Below are 14,364 nucleotides of genomic sequence, written 5' to 3'. Positions count from 1 at the left end.
ACGGTGCGGCGGTTTGATTCCCGTTGCAACCGTCGTGCATCCTCGGGGACTTGTTGCCTTGTTTTCGCTTCCAGGAATGCGCTTTCCATGACTCGTCTCCACGCGTTCAACCGTGACCAGCTGCTGGCCAGCGCCCGCGGTGAACTGTTCGGCGCCGCCGCCGGCCGTCTGCCCAACGACCCGATGCTGATGTTCGACCGCATCACCGAAATCCGCGAGGACGGCGGACCGCATGGCAAGGGCATGGTACGTGCCGAACTGGATATCCGCCCGGACCTGTGGTTCTTCGGCTGCCACTTCATCGGCGACCCGGTGATGCCCGGCTGCCTGGGCCTGGATGCCATGTGGCAGCTGACCGGCTTCTACCTGACCTGGCTGGGTGCACCCGGCAAGGGCCGCGCCCTGGGCTGCGGCGAGGTGAAGTTCACCGGCCAGGTGCTGCCGGAAGCCAAGCGGGTGCGCTACGAGATCGACATCACCCGCGTCATCAACCGCAAGCTGGTGATGGCCCAGGCCGATGCCCGCATGTACGTGGACGACCGCGAGATCTACAACGCCCGCGACCTGCGCGTGGGCCTGTTCACTGAAACCGGGAGCTTCTGATGCGTCGCGTCGTCATCACCGGCATGGGCATCACCTCGTGCCTGGGCAATGATCTGGATACCGTTTCCTCGGCGCTGCGGGAAGGCCGCGCCGGCATCACCGCGCTGCCCGACCACGCCGAAGCCGGCCTGCGCAGCCAGATCGGTGGCCGCGTCGACCTCGACCTGGATGCGCAGATCGACCGCAAGCAGAAGCGCTTCATGAGCGATGCGGCGGCCTTCGCCTACATCGCCATGCGCGATGCGATCGCCGATGCCGGCCTGTCGCCGGAACAGGTGAGCGCGCTGCGTACCGGCCTGATCGCCGGTTCCGGCGGTGGTTCCAGCGAATGGCAGGTGGGTGCCGTGGACCTGCTGCGCGCCCGTGGCGTGCGCAAGGTCGGCCCGTACATGGTGCCGCGCACGATGTGCTCCACCGTGTCGGCCTGCCTGGCCACCGCCTTCCAGATCAAGGGCGTCAGCTACTCGCTGTCGGCTGCCTGCGCGACCTCGGCGCACTGCATCGGCGCGGCCGCGGACATGATCCGCCACGGCGCGCAGGACATCATGTTCGCCGGTGGTGGCGAAGACCTGCACTGGTCGATGAGCGTGATGTTCGATGCGATGGGCGCACTGTCGACCAGCTTCAACGACACCCCGGCCAGCGCCTCGCGCCCGTATGACAAGGACCGCGACGGCTTCGTCATCGCCGGTGGCGGCGGCATGCTGGTGCTGGAGGACTACGACCACGCCGTCGCCCGCGGCGCGCGCATCCATGCCGAGCTGATCGGTTATGGCGTGACCTCCGACGGTGCCGACATGGTCGCCCCGTCCGGCGAAGGTGCCGTGCGCTGCATGAAGATGGCGCTGCAGAACGTCGATCGCCCGCTGGACTACCTCAACACCCACGGCACCTCGACCCCGCTGGGCGACGTGACCGAGCTGGGCGCGATCCGCGAAGTGTTCGGCGATGCCGTGCCGCCGCTGTCGTCGACCAAGGCGCTGTCGGGCCACTCGCTGGGCGCCGCCAGCGTGCACGAGGCGATCTACTGCCTGCTGATGATGCGCGATGGTTTCGTGGCCGGTTCGGCCAACATCACCGAGCTGGACCCGGCGGTGGAAGGTTTCCCGATCCTGCGCGAAAGCCGCGAGCAGAAGCTGGATACGGTGATGTCCAACAGCTTCGGCTTTGGTGGCACCAACGCAGCGCTGGTGTTCGGCCGGGTGTGATTGAAAGGCGTGCCGACCAACGGTCGGCACCCACCAGAGGGGTGGTCGGCACCCACCAGAGCGGTAGCGCCGGGCCATGCCCGGCGGGAGCGGTGAAGCGTGCCGACCAACGGTCGGCACCCACCGTCAGGTTGGCAGCAGCGGCACCAGCAGGGCGTGGGCATCCACCAGCGAGCCGACGATGCGGTGGCCCAGCGCACGCAGTTCTTCATCCGGATGCACCAGGTCGGGCACCTGGATCACGGTCATGCCCGCCGCAACGGCGGCGCGCGTGCCGGCCGGTGAATCCTCCAGCGCCAGGCAGCGCTCCGGGTCCTTGCCCAGCCGCTGCGCGGCCAGCAGGTAGATGTCCGGCGCCGGCTTCGGGTGGGCGACGTCGCCGCTGGTGATGACCGCATCGAAATACGGCAGCAGTCCGGCGGCGGCCAGCTTGCGGTTGGCACGCGGCTGCCGCGTGGTGGTCGCCACGGCGCGCGGAATGCCGTGCGTCTTCAGCAGTTCCAGCAGCTCCACGATGCCCGGCCGCAGCGGCAGGCCGGTCTGCGTGCGTGCTTCGTACAGGTCGTGGCAGCGCGCGGCCATCGCCGCGATCACCGCGTCCGACACCCCCTGCCCGCGCAGCAGCGCCTGGCTGTCTCGGTCACCCAGGCCAACCATGCGCACGAAGAACGTTTCATCCAGGGGCAGCCCGGATTCGGCGGCCGCCTGGCTCCAGCACGCGATCGACACCCGCTCGCTGTCGATCATCAGGCCGTCCATGTCGAAGATGACGGCATCCGGAAGGAACGGCAGCGCTGCGAGTGAAGTCATGGAGCGAACAGGGTGTCCAGGTCGGTGGGGGTCAACATCCGCCATTGGCCTTCGTCCAGCCCCTGCAGGTCCAGGCCGCCGACGCGGCTGCGGTGCAGGGCCTGCACGTGGTTGCCGACGGCGGCGAACATGCGGCGTACCTGATGGTAGCGGCCTTCGTGCAGCACCAGGCGCGCCTTGCGCGGGCCCAGCACCTCGAGTTCAGCCGGCAGCAGGGGCGTCTTCTCCGCTTCCAGCATCAGCGTGCCGCTGGCGAACTGCGCCACTTCGTCGCCACGCAGGTCTTCGGCCAGTTCCACTTCGTAGACCTTGGGCAGCTTCGACTTGGGCGAGATGATCCGGTGCAGCAGGCCGCCATCGTCGGTCAGCAGCAGCAGGCCACTGGTCTCGCGGTCCAGGCGGCCGACCGTGGACAGCACCGGGTCGCGGTCGCGGAAGCGCGGCGGCAGCAGGTCGTAGATCAGGCGGCCGGTGTCCTTGGTCGAGCAGGTGTAGCCGGCCGGCTTGTACAGGGCCAGCGACAGGCCCACCGGCGGGTCCAGCGGCTCGCCGTCGACCCGGATCGCCTCGTGCGGCACCTGGTCATCGGCGTACAGCACTTCGCCTTCGGCATCGGTGACACGGCCCTCGCGGAACATCCACTGCACCTGCTTGCGGCTGCCATAGCCGAGGTTGGCGATCAGCTTGACCAGCTTCACTTGCCCTTCCCCTTCGCCTTCACCGCTTCCACCAGCTTGAAGCCATCGCGCTCGGCCACCACGCGCACCGCGCCGAAGCTCTCGTTGAGCGTGTACTCGTAAGGCAGGTGGCGGTTGGCCACCACGTACAAGCGGCCACCCGGACGCAGCGCCTGCGCGGCCACGGCGATGAAGCGCTGGCCGATGTCGGGGCGGTCGGCACGCGAGGGCGTGTGGAACGGCGGGTTGCTGATGATGACGTCGTAGCCCGGCTCGATGCCGGCGGTGACGTCGCGCCACAGGAAGCGCAGCGGCAGCGCGCGCGGCGGCGGTGCCAGGTTCAGTTCGGCCAGGGCCAGCGCACGCTGCTCGGCTTCATACAGGTCCAGCGCGGTGATCTTCGGGCAGCGTTCCAGCAGCTCGCGCGACAGGTAGCCATAACCCGCACCGAGATCGGCGGCACGACCGGCCAGATCCGCCGGCAGGTGTTCGGCCAGCAGCGCGGAGGCCGGGTCGATGCGGTCCCAGGCAAACACGCCCGGGCGGCTGAGGAAGCGGCCGCCGACGATCGGACGCACCGCGTCCAGCGCGCTCCAGCGCTTGGCCAGGCCGGCATCGTGCTGGCCCTGCAGCGGGGCGGTCCAGTACACGCGACAGTGGTTCTTGGTCAGGCAGCCGCCCAGGCCGGTCAACTGCTTGAGGTCGCCTTCGCCGGAACGGGCGCCCTCGTTGTTGGACTGGCAGGCGACGATGCGGCCGCCCTCGGCCACCAGGGCCAGGGCACGGGCGAACAGCGCGCGGGCCTCTTCACGCTGGCGCGGCGGCAGCACCAGCACCAGCGGGTAGCGGCCCTTGCCAGCGGCATCGTCGATCTGGCCGCTGACGGTCCAGCCGGCGGCCTGCTGCAACGGCTCGGCAAACGGGGCGAAGCTCTGCTCGCAATGCACTTCGCGGTTGCCGGCGATCTCGCGCAGCGGCCAGCCATCGCGGGAACGGAGGAAGGCCACCGGGCCGTCGGGCCAGTGCAGGGTGCCGTTGCTGAACGGCAGGAGCAGGGTCTGCAGGGGGGCGTCGTTGCTGGAGGCCATCGGCGCGGGTACTTCAAGCGTAGGGCCGTCCATTGTACCGGCTTGGCCGTGCCGGCCCCGGCGGGCCGCTTTGCGAAACTTCAACGGGCTGTTGATGTGCCGACAACATCGAAGCGTTCAGGGTAAGGGCTCACCCCCAGCAACCCCAGGAGAACCTGCATGCGCGCCTTGTTCGTCGGTGGAGTGGTCGACAACAGTGAAATGGACCTGGAAGGCAGCCATCCGCCCGTGCATTACCCCGAGGACACCGGCGGTGGGCATTCGCGCTACCGCCTGCACCAGGTCGGCCATGGCGCCGATGGCAGCGTGGCCTACGCGGTATACGGCGCACCGGACCTGGCCGACGAGGAAGTGGCCCGGGTGGCCGACGAGCGTGCGTATGCGCGCCGGTTCGAAGCGACGCCGACCGTGTTCGAGCATTGAGATGCCGCGTGGCGCCGGGCATGTCCCGGCGCTACCGGTTCACGCCTGTGACGGGAGCTTGGGCGGCAGGCGGCTGACGCTGGCGATCTCGTCCAGCCAGACATGGTGCTGCTGCACCGGGCTGTCGTAGTCGTCCAGGCGCAACTGGCCGTTGCTGCCTTCATCGCCCGCTTCATTGCGGTACTGCTGCAGCGTCGGGCGCACGGCGACGGTGCCCAGCAGGCGGCGGCCATCGTGCAGGGTCACCTGCACCTGCCATTCGCCATCAAGCTGCGGCAGCAGGGCTTCCAGGCGCGCGATCTGCGCCGGGTCGGTATGGATGCGGGGAGCAATACGGGACATCGGTGAACCTCCTTGCTGGCAGGTTCGCCGATCCGCCGTGAATGCTCAGTGCAATGCGCTGCCCGCGCGCAGGGGCTGCACGCTGCGCACCGCCGAGACCAGCTGGGCTACCGAGTACGGCTTGGCCACGTGCTCCTGGAAACCGGACGCCAGCGCGCGGCGGCGGTCATCGGCGCGTGCCAGCGCGGTCACCGCGACGGCCGGCAGCTCCGCCGCCTCCACGCCCATGTCCTCGCGCAGCGTCCGCACCAGGCCATAGCCGTCCATGCCCGGCATGCCGATGTCGGTGAGCATCACGTGGTACTGCAGGTGGCCGCTGTCGGCCAGCAGCGCCAGCGCTTCACCAGCGGAACTGACCGCCGAGACACTGGCGCCCTGCTCCTCCAGCATGCGCCGCAGGTACTCCAGCACTTCGGGCTGGTCTTCAACGGCCAGCACATGCAGGCCACGCAGCGGATACGGCTCGACCACCATCGGTTCCAGGATCGGCCCGCTGAACACTTCGCGCAGCGGCCGACGGTCGGCATCGGGGATGTACTGCGGCAGGCGCACGGTGAACGTGGAGCCATGGCCATGGCCCTCGCTGGCCGCGCTGACCGTGCCGCCATGCAGTTCCACCAGCTGCTGCACGATGGCCAGGCCCAGGCCCAGGCCGCCATGGCGACGGGTGGTGGTGCCATCGGCCTGGCGGAAGCGGCTGAACAGGTGGTGCAGGAATTCAGGCGCGATGCCGTCGCCGGTATCGCGCAGGGTGATCGTCCAGTAGCCGCCATCGGCGCGCAGCTGCGCCTCGATGCGGCCTTCGGCGGGGGTGAACTTGATGGCGTTGGACAGCAGGTTCCAGAGCACCTGCTGCAGGCGCGTGGCATCGCCCAGCACCAGGCAGGGCTGTTCGGGCAGCTGCAGGGTGACGTCCAGCGCCTTGCCCTCGGCCACCGGTTCCTGTGCGCCGAGCGCTTCGCCCAGCTGCAGGCGCAGGTCCAGCACCTCCACTTCCAGCTGCACCTTGCCCAGCAGCATGCTGCTCAGGTCCAGCATGTCCGAGATCAGGCGCTTCTGTGCCGTTGCGCTGCTGGCGATCACGTTCAGGCCCTTGAACAGCGGGCTGGTGTTGTCCACGCGCTGCAGCAGCAGTTCGCTCCAGCCAAGGATGGTGGTCAGCGGCGTGCGCAGCTCGTGCGACAGCGTGGCGAGGAATTCGTCCTTCAGCCGCGCCATGTTTTCCGCGGCACTGCGCGCGGCACGCTCGGACTGCAGCAGCTCCTCGCGTGCCAGCTCGATCTCGCGGCGCTCGGTCACGTCGGGGCTGCTGCCGGCCAGGCCGATGAAGCGGCCCATGCGCGAGAAGCGCGGCCGCGCGTTCATCTCCAGCCAGCGCCACTGGCCATCGGCACGCCGCGCGCGCACCAGCGCATGCATCGAGCGCTGTGCCTTCAGCGCTTCCTGCAGCTCGTACTCGAACACCGAGGCGTCGTCCGGATGCACCAGGCCGCGCCAGACATCTTCCGGCACGCGGGTTTCGTCGCCACCGAAGAATTCACTGAAGGCACTGTTGACGAAACGGGCATGGCCGCGCTCGTCCAGCACCCAGACCGGCATCGGCAGGCCGTCGGCCAGCGCACTGAAGCGCGCCTCGCTCTCGCCCAGCTCCACTTCGATCTGCTTGCGCGCGGTCACGTCGAAGAACAGGATGCCGACCTTGTCCTCGCCCGGCTCGCCCACGCGCACCGCGTCCACGGCGAACGAACGGCCCAGCGCGCGCGCGTCCATCTCGAACTGCGCCGGCTGCCCGGTGCGCGCGACTTCGCCATAGATGCGGAACCAGTCGCTTTCGTGCTGCGGTTCCAGCGTGCTCATGCGCTTGCCCTGCGCGCCCTTCAGGCCGGTATGGCGCTCGAAGGCCTCGTTGACCTCCAGGAAGCGGTAGTCCACCGCCAGGTCGCCTTCGAACAGCACCTGGATCACGCAGAAGCCGGCATTGATGTGCTCGAGCACGCGATGATGCAGGTCGGGTTCGGGCGCCGGCGCCATCAAGGGCGGGCGCTCGGCGAGGGGCGGCAGTGTGGACAAGGGCGTGGGAGGCGGACCGGGTGGAGGTACAGCATCTTCCAGAGCGCGTATTCACAGCGTCAAGCGCCGTCAGTCACGCTTGACGACCATGAATTGGCGACAACTAGTGACGCATTTGACGCAATCGGCCATTGCTGGCGGCCATGCGCAGGATCACACTCGGCCTGTAGCCCAGACCGTCCCGATCACGGGACGCAGGAGACCGTCATGAACCGTTCGCTCTGCGCCGCCCTGCTGATGGCCGGCGCCCTGGCCGTGGGCAGCGCCACCGCTGCGCCGCGCACTGTCACCGATCCGCAGGCACCGCGGGCCCTGCAGGCCAATGGCCCGGTCAGCGTGAAGTGGGACGATCCGGCCACCTTCACCGAGATCCGCCAGAGCACCAACCGCTTCGAGGCGCAGCGGGGTGACTGGGTGCAGCAGCTGGCCCGCTACCTGCAGACCGCAGCGGCCAAGCCGCTGCAGCCCGGGCAGACCCTCGATGTGACCCTGGTGGACATCAAGCGCGCCGGCGACTACGAGCCGTGGCACGGCCCGCGTGGCGACGACATCCGGATCATGCGCGACATCTACCCGCCGCGCATCACCCTGCGGTACACGCTGAAGGACGCCAGCGGCGGCATCATCAATGAAGGCGAAGCCAAGCTGAGCGACAGCGGCTACCTGCACAACATCGGGGTGCGCAGCGACAACGATCCGCTGCGTTTCGAGAAGCGCCTGATCGATGACTGGGTGAAGCGCCAGCTGGCCACGCAGGCGACCGCCGCGCGTTGATCAAAGGCCGCTGGGCGTGCATTCCGGTAGTGCCGGCCGCTGGCCGGCATCACCTCACCCCTGGTAGACCCGCGCCACGCGCTTGACCGCGCACGGCAGCTGGTAAGCGCTGACGCCGCAGCGCGGGGCGAGTTCGGCCAGGGTCGGCGCCGTACCCCACAGCTCCACCACGCTGCCGATACCGGCCTGCGCATGTGCGGTCAGGTCCACGGTCAGCATGTCCATCGAGACGCGGCCGATCAGCCCGCCGGGCTGGCCGTCAATCAGCACCGGGGTGCCGTTCGGCGCGAACTGCGGGTAGCCGTCGGCATAGCCCAGCGCGACCACGCCCACGCGGGTACGCGCCTTGGCCACGAAGCGTGCGCCGTACCCCACCGGTTCGCCGGCGTCGATCCAGCGCTCGGCGATCACCTTCGACTGCATGGTCATCACCGGGCGCAGGCGCTCGGTCAGCGCGGTGTCGTCCGGCAACGGGTTGGCCCCGTACAGCATCAGGCCCGGCCGCACCCAGTCGCTGCGCACGTCCGGCCAGCCCAGCAGCGCCGGCGAGTTGCACACGCTGGTCTCGCCCTGCAGGCCTTCGATGGCGGCCTTGAAGGTCGCGGCCTGTTCGTGGGTGCGCTCGCTGTCCAGCTCATCGGCGCGCGCCAGGTGGGTCATCATCACGATGCGCTCGACCTGCGGCAGCGCCGACAGCCGTGCGTGCGCGGCGCGGAAGCCGGCCACGTCCAGCCCCAGCCGGTGCATGCCGCTGTCCAGCTTCAGCCACACCGTCAGCGGGCGCGGGCTGTCGAAGGCGGCCAGCGCCTCCAGCTGCCACGCCGAGCCCACCGAGAACCACAGGTCGTGCTCGGCCACCAGCGGCAGTTCGCTGGCCTCGAAGATGCCTTCCAGCAGCAGGATCGGCGCACGGATGCCGGCCTGGCGCAGTTCCAGCGCTTCCTCGATCGTGGCCACGGCAAAGCCATCCGCCTCGCCTTCCAGCGCCTGTGCACAGCGCACGGCGCCATGGCCGTAGGCATCGGCCTTGACCACCGCCAGCGCCTTGCCGCCGCCCAGCTCGCGGGCCAGCCGGTAGTTGCTGCGCAGCGCGCCCAGGTCGATCAGCGCGCGGGCAGGACGCATGCGCGGCTCTCCTGCTGCGGGGCGTGGCCGTACTGGCCGTAGCGGAAGATATCCAGGCCCTCGGTGCTGATCTGCGGCTGGCGCGCGCTCATCAGGTCGGCCAGGTAGCGGCCCGAGCCGCAGGCCATGGTCCAACCCAGGGTGCCGTGGCCGGTGTTGAGGTACAGGTTGCGGAACGGGGTGGCGCCGATGACCGGCGTGCCGTCCGGGGTGGCCGGGCGCAGGCCGGTCCAGAAGTCGGCCTTGGCCAGGTCGCCGCCCTTCGGGTACAGGTCGCGCACCACCAGTTCCAGGGTTTCGCGACGGCGCTGCGACAGCGACAGGTCGAAACCGGCTACTTCGGCCATGCCGCCGACGCGGATGCGGTTGTCGAAGCGGGTGACGGCCACCTTGTAGCTCTCGTCCAGGATGGTCGAGGTCGGCGCCATCGCCGGGTCGGTGATCGGCAGGGTCAGCGAATAGCCCTTCAGCGGGTACACCGGCAGGCGCATGCCCAGCGGCGCCACCATCTGCGGCGAATAGCTGCCCAGCGCGACGACGAAGCGGTCGGCGGTTTCCAGCCGGCCGCCGATGCGCACGCCGGTGATGCGGTCGCCATCGAACTCCAGGCCACTGATGTCCTGGTCGTAGCGGAATTCAACGCCTGCGTCGGCCGCCATCTGCGCCAGGCGGCGGGTGAACAGCTGGCAATCGCCGGTCTGGTCACGCGGCAGGCGCAGCGCACCCACCAGGCCATCGACGTGGGCCAGGGCCGGTTCGGCCTGGATGATGCCGGCGCGGTCCAGTACTTCGTAGGGCACGCCGTACTGGGCCAGGATCTCGATGTCCTGCGCCGAGGCGTCCAGCTGCTGCTGGGTGCGGAACAGCTGGGTGGTGCCCAGGTCGCGGCCTTCGAACTCGATGCCGATCTGCGCGCGCAGCTCGTTCAGGCAGTCGCGGCTGTATTCGGACATGCGCACCATGCGCGCCTTGTTGATGGCGTAGCGCTCGTGGGTGCAGTTGCGCAGCATCTGCCACAGCCAGCGGTACTGGGCCAGGTCCATGCCCGGCTTGATGGCCAGCGGCGCATGCTTCTCGAACAGCCAGCCGATCGCCTTCTTCGGCACGCCCGGGGCCGCCCACGGCGAGGTGTAGCCGAACGACAGCTGCCCGGCATTGGCAAAGCTGGTTTCCAGCGCGGGGCCGGGCTGGCGGTCGATGACCGTGACTTCAAAGCCGGCCTGCCGCAGGTACCAGGCACTGGTGGTGCCGATCACGCCGCTGCCGAGAACGAGGACTCGCATGGAAACTCTCCAACCCGATGATTCCCTGCGTTTGAGCACGCCGGGAGCATAATCGGGGAAGTATATTCTCCCGTTCCTAGACGATTTGCCTGATTTCAGGATCGCAGGCAGGATGTTTTCCTGTGATTCACCCCCAGAGGTTGACGGCCATGGCCACACGCCCCCGCGAGCTGGACAAGATCGACCGCAAGATCCTGCGCATCCTGCAGGCCGAGGGCCGCATTTCCTTCACCGAACTGGGTGAACGGGTCGGCCTGTCGACCACCCCCTGCACCGAACGCGTGCGCCGGCTGGAACGCGAAGGAATCATCACCGGCTACCACGCGCACCTGGACCCGGCCGCGCTGAAGGCCAGCCTGCTGGTGTTCGTGGAGATCAGCCTGGCCTACAAGTCCGGCGACATCTTCGAAGAATTCCGCCGCGCGGCGCTGAAGCTGCCCAACGTGCTGGAGTGCCACCTGGTCTCGGGCGATTTCGATTACCTGCTGAAGGCGCGCATCAGCGAGATGGCCAGCTACCGCAAGCTGCTGGGCAGCACCCTGCTGACCCTGCCGCATGTGCGCGAATCGAAGAGCTACATCGTGATGGAGGAAGTGAAGGAAACCTGGGCCCTGCCGATCGCGGATTGAGCGCGGCGGCGGCCGGACCAGAGCCCGCATCGCGGGCCCTGACCCACGCGTCGGTCAACGCTGCTGCGGGTGCTTCTGCGACCCCTGCTGGCGCTGCTCCTGCTGCTTGCCGCCCTTCTGCGGCTGCTGCGCATCCATCTGCTGCTGTTGCTGCTGCGGGCTGCGGCTCTGGCTCTGCTGCTCCTTGCCGGGATGACGGTTCTGCTGGTTTTTCATGATCGCGATCCAATGGACGAAGGACATGCAACGGCGGTTGCCGGTGCAGGGCCACGGTGGTCCCGGAGCGGTTAATCGCAGGCGAAAAAACAGTGATCGGCAAGGCGTCGTTTTCGTGGGTTCAGGCCCGGGCGCGCGCGCCTCACGGTTTGATCTGCTGCCCGTCAGCGGCCGGTACGCTGTCGTAGTAACGGCCGGTGCGCGAATCGAACACGCGGTTGGGGCCAGCCGGCTTCACCCCGGGCACGATGCGGCCGTTGCGGTCATACACCTTGTCCGGCGCCCGCGTGGCCGGTGCGGGTGTCACCTGTGCCGGGCCGGTTGAACGGATCGGCTGTGCCTGCTGGCGCGGCACCTGCACCGGCAGCGCCGGGTTGGCCGGTGGCGGCGGCGACTGCGGCGCGACCGGGGGCGGGTTCACGCTGTTCGCGCTGCGCGTAGCGGTCGGGCTGGAGGACGTCGGCACCTGCGCCTGCGCGGCCAGGGGCAGCAGGACGGACAACAGAAGGACGAGACGCGGTTTCATGGCACGCTCCATCGTGTGAGAGGTCCACCATGCGCCGGGGGCCGTGTGCCGGCCATGAATGGCCATCACACTTGCAACGGCGGGCCCTCACCCCCACGTTTGCCGGCATCCCCAGGCCACTGACCCCACGGAGAGCCGGCATGAGCGCTTTCGACCTGACGCCCCCCACCGCCCCCCAGGCCGACGCCCTGGTGGCCGGCCTGAGTACCGAAGAGCGCCGCGTGCTGCTGCAGCACGGTACCGAAGCCCCGTTCTGCGGCGTGTTCCTGGACAACAAGCGCGAGGGCGTCTACTGCTGCCGCATGTGCGGGCTGCCGTTGTTCCGCTCCAGCACCAAGTTCGATTCGGGCACCGGCTGGCCCAGCTTCTTCGCGCCCTACGACCCGGCGCACGTCACCGAGATCCGCGATACCAGCCACGGCATGGTCCGCACCGAGATCACCTGCGCCCGCTGCGGCAGCCACCTGGGCCACGTGTTCCCGGACGGCCCGCCGCCCACCTTCGAGCGCCACTGCCTGAACTCCGTCTCACTTTCCTTTGCCGGCAACGGCGAGCCGTGGCCCAATCCGCTGCAGCGTGAAGGCGCCGAGGCCGGCACGGCGGGCTGATCACCCCCGCTGACCGACTTCACAGAATCCGCTCTTCAGAAACACCGGTGTCAGGCCGACAAGGAGATATCCCCTCTCCTTGCGTCGCGCCATGCTCATCATCGTTGGATTCCTGGTCGTCATCATCAGCGTCCTCGGCGGCTACCTGGGCGCCCACGGCCGCCTGGGTGCCCTCTGGCAGCCTTACGAACTGGTCATCATCGGCGGCGCCGCACTCGGCGCCTTCCTGGTCGGCACCCCGGCCAAGACGGTCAAGCAGACCCTGCAGGCCATGGTGGGCGTGTTCAAGGGCCCGCGCTACAAGCAGCAGGACTACATCGACGTCCTCAGCCTGCTGTACGAACTGCTCAACAAGGCCCGTCGCGAAGGCTTCATGGCGCTGGAAGACCACGTCGAGCGCCCGGCCGAAAGCGCACTGTTCGCCAACTACCCCAAGGTGCAGGCCGACCACCACCTGATCGACTTCATCACCGATTGCCTGCGCCTGATGATCGGCAGCAACATCGAGCCGCACGAGCTGGAACCGCTGCTGGAGCTGGAGCTGGAAAAGCACCACGCCGAGGCGATGGCCCCCTCGCAGGTGATGAACAAGGTGGCCGACGGCCTGCCCGGTTTCGGTATCGTGGCGGCCGTGCTGGGCATCGTCATCACCATGGGCTCGATCGGCGGCGACATCGTCGAGGTCGGCGGCCACGTGGCCGGCGCGCTGGTGGGCACCTTCCTCGGCATCCTGATGGGCTACGGCTTCGTCGGCCCGATGGCCTCGGCGATGGAAGCCCGCGCCGAGCAGGACAGCCGCATCTACGAATCGGTGAAGACCGCCCTGCTGGCCTGCCTGCGCGGCTACAACCCGAAGATCGCGCTGGAATTCGCCCGCAAGACCCTGCCGTCGAACGTGCGCCCGGCGTTCTCCGATTTCGAGCAGCACCTGAAGACGGTCAAGTAAGCCATGGCCGAGAACAAGCCCACCGTCATCGTCCGCCGGGTCAAGAAGGGCGGCCATGCCGCCCATCACGGCGGTTCGTGGAAAGTGGCCTACGCCGACTTCGTGACCGCGATGATGGCCTTCTTCCTGGTGCTGTGGCTGATGGCCAGCACCAGCAAGCCCGAGCGCGCGGCGATCTCCGAGTACTTCCGCAACCCCAGCCCGCTGGCCGGGCAGAGCCCCACGCCCGCACCGGGCATGGCCGGGCCCGGTGGCGCCAGCACCTCGATGATCAAGCTGGGCGGCGCCACCGATGTGTCCCGCGGCAACAGCAACGACCCCTTCCAGAACCAGAAGGAAGCCGTGCCGCAGCCGGTGGACCAGCAGCAGCGCGACAAGCAGCAGCTGGAAGCGCTGATGAAGGAACTGCAGGAGGCGATCAGCCGCAGCCAGGCGCTGGAGCCGTTCAAGGACCAGCTGCTGCTGGACCTGACCCCGGAAGGCCTGCGCATCCAGATCGTGGACAAGCAGAACCGGCCGATGTTCGACCTCGGCAGCGCTACGCTGAAGCCGTATACGCAGCAGATCCTGCACGAGCTGTCCGAGTACCTGAACCACGTGCCGAACCGGATCAGCCTCACCGGCCATACCGATATCACCGCGTATTCGGCCGCGCGCGGCTATGGCAACTGGGAACTGAGCGCCGACCGCGCCAATGCCGCACGCCGTGCGCTGGTGGACGGCGGCATGGAGGACAGCAAGATCACCCGTGTGGTCGGCCTGTCCTCCTCGGTGCTGTTCGACAAAACGGACCCGCAGAACCCGATCAACCGCCGCATCAGCATCGTGGTGATGACCAAGGCCGCCGAAGAAGCCGCCCTGGCCGGCGCCGGCCCGCAGGTGGGGCTGTCGGCAGCCGTGGCCGACCCCGATGTGCAGGCCGCGCAGGGCGAAGCCGCCACGCCGGCCGTGGCGCCCTGACGCTACGCCGGGGCGCTGCAATCCGGTAGCGCCGGGCCATGCCCGGCGAGCGCGCAGCGCGGCACCCAGTACAATG

The 14,364-nt window shown here is 68.6% G+C and carries 17 protein-coding genes; 8 read left to right on the top strand and 9 right to left on the bottom strand.

The window, feature by feature from the left end:
• Positions 1-87 precede the first annotated feature (87 nt).
• Both fabA and fabB read left to right on the top strand, forming a co-directional pair.
• Positions 88-603: a 3-hydroxyacyl-[acyl-carrier-protein] dehydratase FabA gene (gene fabA, locus C1927_RS02910; protein WP_108745897.1), complete on the top strand. Its 516-nt coding sequence runs from the start codon at positions 88-90 to the stop codon at positions 601-603.
• Positions 603-1,811 (top strand): beta-ketoacyl-ACP synthase I, encoded by a 1,209-nt coding sequence (gene fabB, locus C1927_RS02905; protein ID WP_079220497.1) that lies wholly within the window; start codon positions 603-605, stop codon positions 1,809-1,811. The genes fabA and fabB overlap by 1 nt, the downstream gene beginning before the upstream one ends.
• A 126-nt stretch (positions 1,812-1,937) precedes the next feature.
• Here fabB and C1927_RS02900 read toward each other — a convergent pair whose 3' ends face one another.
• The 3 genes from C1927_RS02900 to C1927_RS02890 are packed head-to-tail and all read right to left on the bottom strand — an operon-like array spanning position 1,938 to position 4,386.
• The gene (locus C1927_RS02900) at positions 1,938-2,621 is read right to left on the bottom strand and encodes an HAD family phosphatase (RefSeq protein WP_108745896.1); all 684 of its coding nucleotides are present in this window, start codon (positions 2,619-2,621) and stop codon (positions 1,938-1,940) included.
• On the bottom strand, positions 2,618-3,319 hold the full coding sequence (locus C1927_RS02895) for a pseudouridine synthase (protein ID WP_079220495.1): 702 nt from the start codon (positions 3,317-3,319) through the stop codon (positions 2,618-2,620). The genes C1927_RS02900 and C1927_RS02895 overlap by 4 nt, the downstream gene beginning before the upstream one ends.
• Positions 3,316-4,386: a class I SAM-dependent methyltransferase gene (locus C1927_RS02890; protein WP_079220494.1), complete on the bottom strand. Its 1,071-nt coding sequence runs from the start codon at positions 4,384-4,386 to the stop codon at positions 3,316-3,318. Before C1927_RS02890 ends, C1927_RS02895 begins: the two co-directional genes overlap by 4 nt.
• Before the next feature lie 159 nt (positions 4,387-4,545).
• Here C1927_RS02890 and C1927_RS02885 point away from each other — a divergent pair, with 159 nt between their 5' ends.
• The gene (locus tag C1927_RS02885) at positions 4,546-4,809 is read left to right on the top strand and encodes a hypothetical protein (RefSeq protein WP_079220493.1); all 264 of its coding nucleotides are present in this window, start codon (positions 4,546-4,548) and stop codon (positions 4,807-4,809) included.
• A gap of 39 nt (positions 4,810-4,848) precedes the next feature.
• On the opposite strand, the gene C1927_RS02880 is transcribed toward C1927_RS02885, so the two are convergent.
• Together C1927_RS02880 and C1927_RS02875 are read right to left on the bottom strand one after the other, a co-directional pair.
• On the bottom strand, positions 4,849-5,151 hold the full coding sequence (locus C1927_RS02880) for a DUF3247 family protein (RefSeq protein ID WP_079220492.1): 303 nt from the start codon (positions 5,149-5,151) through the stop codon (positions 4,849-4,851).
• A 45-nt stretch (positions 5,152-5,196) separates the two neighbouring features.
• Positions 5,197-7,182: an ATP-binding protein gene (locus C1927_RS02875; RefSeq protein ID WP_237772003.1), complete on the bottom strand. Its 1,986-nt coding sequence runs from the start codon at positions 7,180-7,182 to the stop codon at positions 5,197-5,199.
• Positions 7,183-7,428: 246 nt separating this feature from the next.
• Between C1927_RS02875 and C1927_RS02870 the strand changes: the two genes are divergently transcribed.
• A complete protein-coding gene (locus C1927_RS02870; protein WP_079220490.1) occupies positions 7,429-7,995 on the top strand; it encodes a DUF3016 domain-containing protein in 567 nt (188 codons plus the stop codon).
• A 54-nt stretch (positions 7,996-8,049) separates the two neighbouring features.
• On the opposite strand, the gene alr is transcribed toward C1927_RS02870, so the two are convergent.
• Positions 8,050-9,120: an alanine racemase gene (gene alr / locus C1927_RS02865; protein ID WP_108745895.1), complete on the bottom strand. Its 1,071-nt coding sequence runs from the start codon at positions 9,118-9,120 to the stop codon at positions 8,050-8,052.
• The gene (locus tag C1927_RS02860; protein ID WP_079220488.1) at positions 9,099-10,403 is read right to left on the bottom strand and encodes a D-amino acid dehydrogenase; all 1,305 of its coding nucleotides are present in this window, start codon (positions 10,401-10,403) and stop codon (positions 9,099-9,101) included. The genes alr and C1927_RS02860 overlap by 22 nt, the downstream gene beginning before the upstream one ends.
• Positions 10,404-10,552: 149 nt before the next feature.
• On the opposite strand from C1927_RS02860, the gene C1927_RS02855 reads away from it, so the two are divergent.
• On the top strand, positions 10,553-11,032 hold the full coding sequence (locus C1927_RS02855; protein ID WP_108747755.1) for a winged helix-turn-helix transcriptional regulator: 480 nt from the start codon (positions 10,553-10,555) through the stop codon (positions 11,030-11,032).
• 54 nt (positions 11,033-11,086) lie between these two features.
• On the opposite strand, the gene C1927_RS02850 is transcribed toward C1927_RS02855, so the two are convergent.
• Positions 11,087-11,275, bottom strand: a complete 189-nt coding sequence (locus C1927_RS02850; protein ID WP_079220487.1) for a lana protein — start codon at positions 11,273-11,275, stop codon at positions 11,087-11,089.
• 115 nt (positions 11,276-11,390) lie between these two features.
• Complete coding sequence (locus tag C1927_RS02845) at positions 11,391-11,774, bottom strand: classical arabinogalactan protein 4 (RefSeq protein ID WP_079220486.1); 384 nt, start codon at positions 11,772-11,774, stop codon at positions 11,391-11,393.
• Between the two features lie 140 nt (positions 11,775-11,914).
• Between C1927_RS02845 and msrB the strand changes: the two genes are divergently transcribed.
• The 3 genes from msrB (at position 11,915) to motB (ending at position 14,288) form a co-directional block, all read left to right on the top strand.
• Positions 11,915-12,382: a peptide-methionine (R)-S-oxide reductase MsrB gene (gene msrB, locus C1927_RS02840; protein WP_108745894.1), complete on the top strand. Its 468-nt coding sequence runs from the start codon at positions 11,915-11,917 to the stop codon at positions 12,380-12,382.
• Positions 12,383-12,473: 91 nt separating this feature from the next.
• Positions 12,474-13,328 carry a flagellar motor stator protein MotA gene (motA, locus tag C1927_RS02835; protein WP_079220484.1) on the top strand — a complete coding sequence of 285 codons (855 nt, stop codon included), beginning with the start codon at positions 12,474-12,476 and terminating at the stop codon, positions 13,326-13,328.
• Between the two features lie 3 nt (positions 13,329-13,331).
• Positions 13,332-14,288, top strand: coding sequence for a flagellar motor protein MotB (motB, locus tag C1927_RS02830; protein ID WP_079220483.1), 957 nt, complete (start codon positions 13,332-13,334; stop codon positions 14,286-14,288).
• Positions 14,289-14,364: the final 76 nt, after the last annotated feature.

It is taken from the genome of Stenotrophomonas sp. ZAC14D1_NAIMI4_1 (assembly GCF_003086775.1).
In the GTDB taxonomy this organism is placed as follows: Bacteria; Pseudomonadota; Gammaproteobacteria; order Xanthomonadales; family Xanthomonadaceae; genus Stenotrophomonas.
Note: the sequence above shows the minus strand (reverse complement) of the source record. Positions and strands in the feature narration are given on the sequence as shown.

Coding starts and splice junctions, on each gene's coding strand:
- fabA (WP_108745897.1), top strand. CDS start 88: ATGACTCGTCTCCACGCGTTCAACCGTGACCAGCTGCTGGCCAGCGCC.
- fabB (WP_079220497.1), top strand. CDS start 603: ATGCGTCGCGTCGTCATCACCGGCATGGGCATCACCTCGTGCCTGGGC.
- C1927_RS02900 (WP_108745896.1), bottom strand. CDS start 2,621: ATGACTTCACTCGCAGCGCTGCCGTTCCTTCCGGATGCCGTCATCTTC.
- C1927_RS02890 (WP_079220494.1), bottom strand. CDS start 4,386: ATGGCCTCCAGCAACGACGCCCCCCTGCAGACCCTGCTCCTGCCGTTC.
- C1927_RS02885 (WP_079220493.1), top strand. CDS start 4,546: ATGCGCGCCTTGTTCGTCGGTGGAGTGGTCGACAACAGTGAAATGGAC.
- C1927_RS02880 (WP_079220492.1), bottom strand. CDS start 5,151: ATGTCCCGTATTGCTCCCCGCATCCATACCGACCCGGCGCAGATCGCG.
- C1927_RS02875 (WP_237772003.1), bottom strand. CDS start 7,182: ATGGCGCCGGCGCCCGAACCCGACCTGCATCATCGCGTGCTCGAGCAC.
- C1927_RS02870 (WP_079220490.1), top strand. CDS start 7,429: ATGAACCGTTCGCTCTGCGCCGCCCTGCTGATGGCCGGCGCCCTGGCC.
- alr (WP_108745895.1), bottom strand. CDS start 9,120: ATGCGTCCTGCCCGCGCGCTGATCGACCTGGGCGCGCTGCGCAGCAAC.
- C1927_RS02860 (WP_079220488.1), bottom strand. CDS start 10,403: ATGCGAGTCCTCGTTCTCGGCAGCGGCGTGATCGGCACCACCAGTGCC.
- C1927_RS02855 (WP_108747755.1), top strand. CDS start 10,553: ATGGCCACACGCCCCCGCGAGCTGGACAAGATCGACCGCAAGATCCTG.
- C1927_RS02850 (WP_079220487.1), bottom strand. CDS start 11,275: ATGTCCTTCGTCCATTGGATCGCGATCATGAAAAACCAGCAGAACCGT.
- C1927_RS02845 (WP_079220486.1), bottom strand. CDS start 11,774: ATGAAACCGCGTCTCGTCCTTCTGTTGTCCGTCCTGCTGCCCCTGGCC.
- msrB (WP_108745894.1), top strand. CDS start 11,915: ATGAGCGCTTTCGACCTGACGCCCCCCACCGCCCCCCAGGCCGACGCC.
- motA (WP_079220484.1), top strand. CDS start 12,474: ATGCTCATCATCGTTGGATTCCTGGTCGTCATCATCAGCGTCCTCGGC.
- motB (WP_079220483.1), top strand. CDS start 13,332: ATGGCCGAGAACAAGCCCACCGTCATCGTCCGCCGGGTCAAGAAGGGC.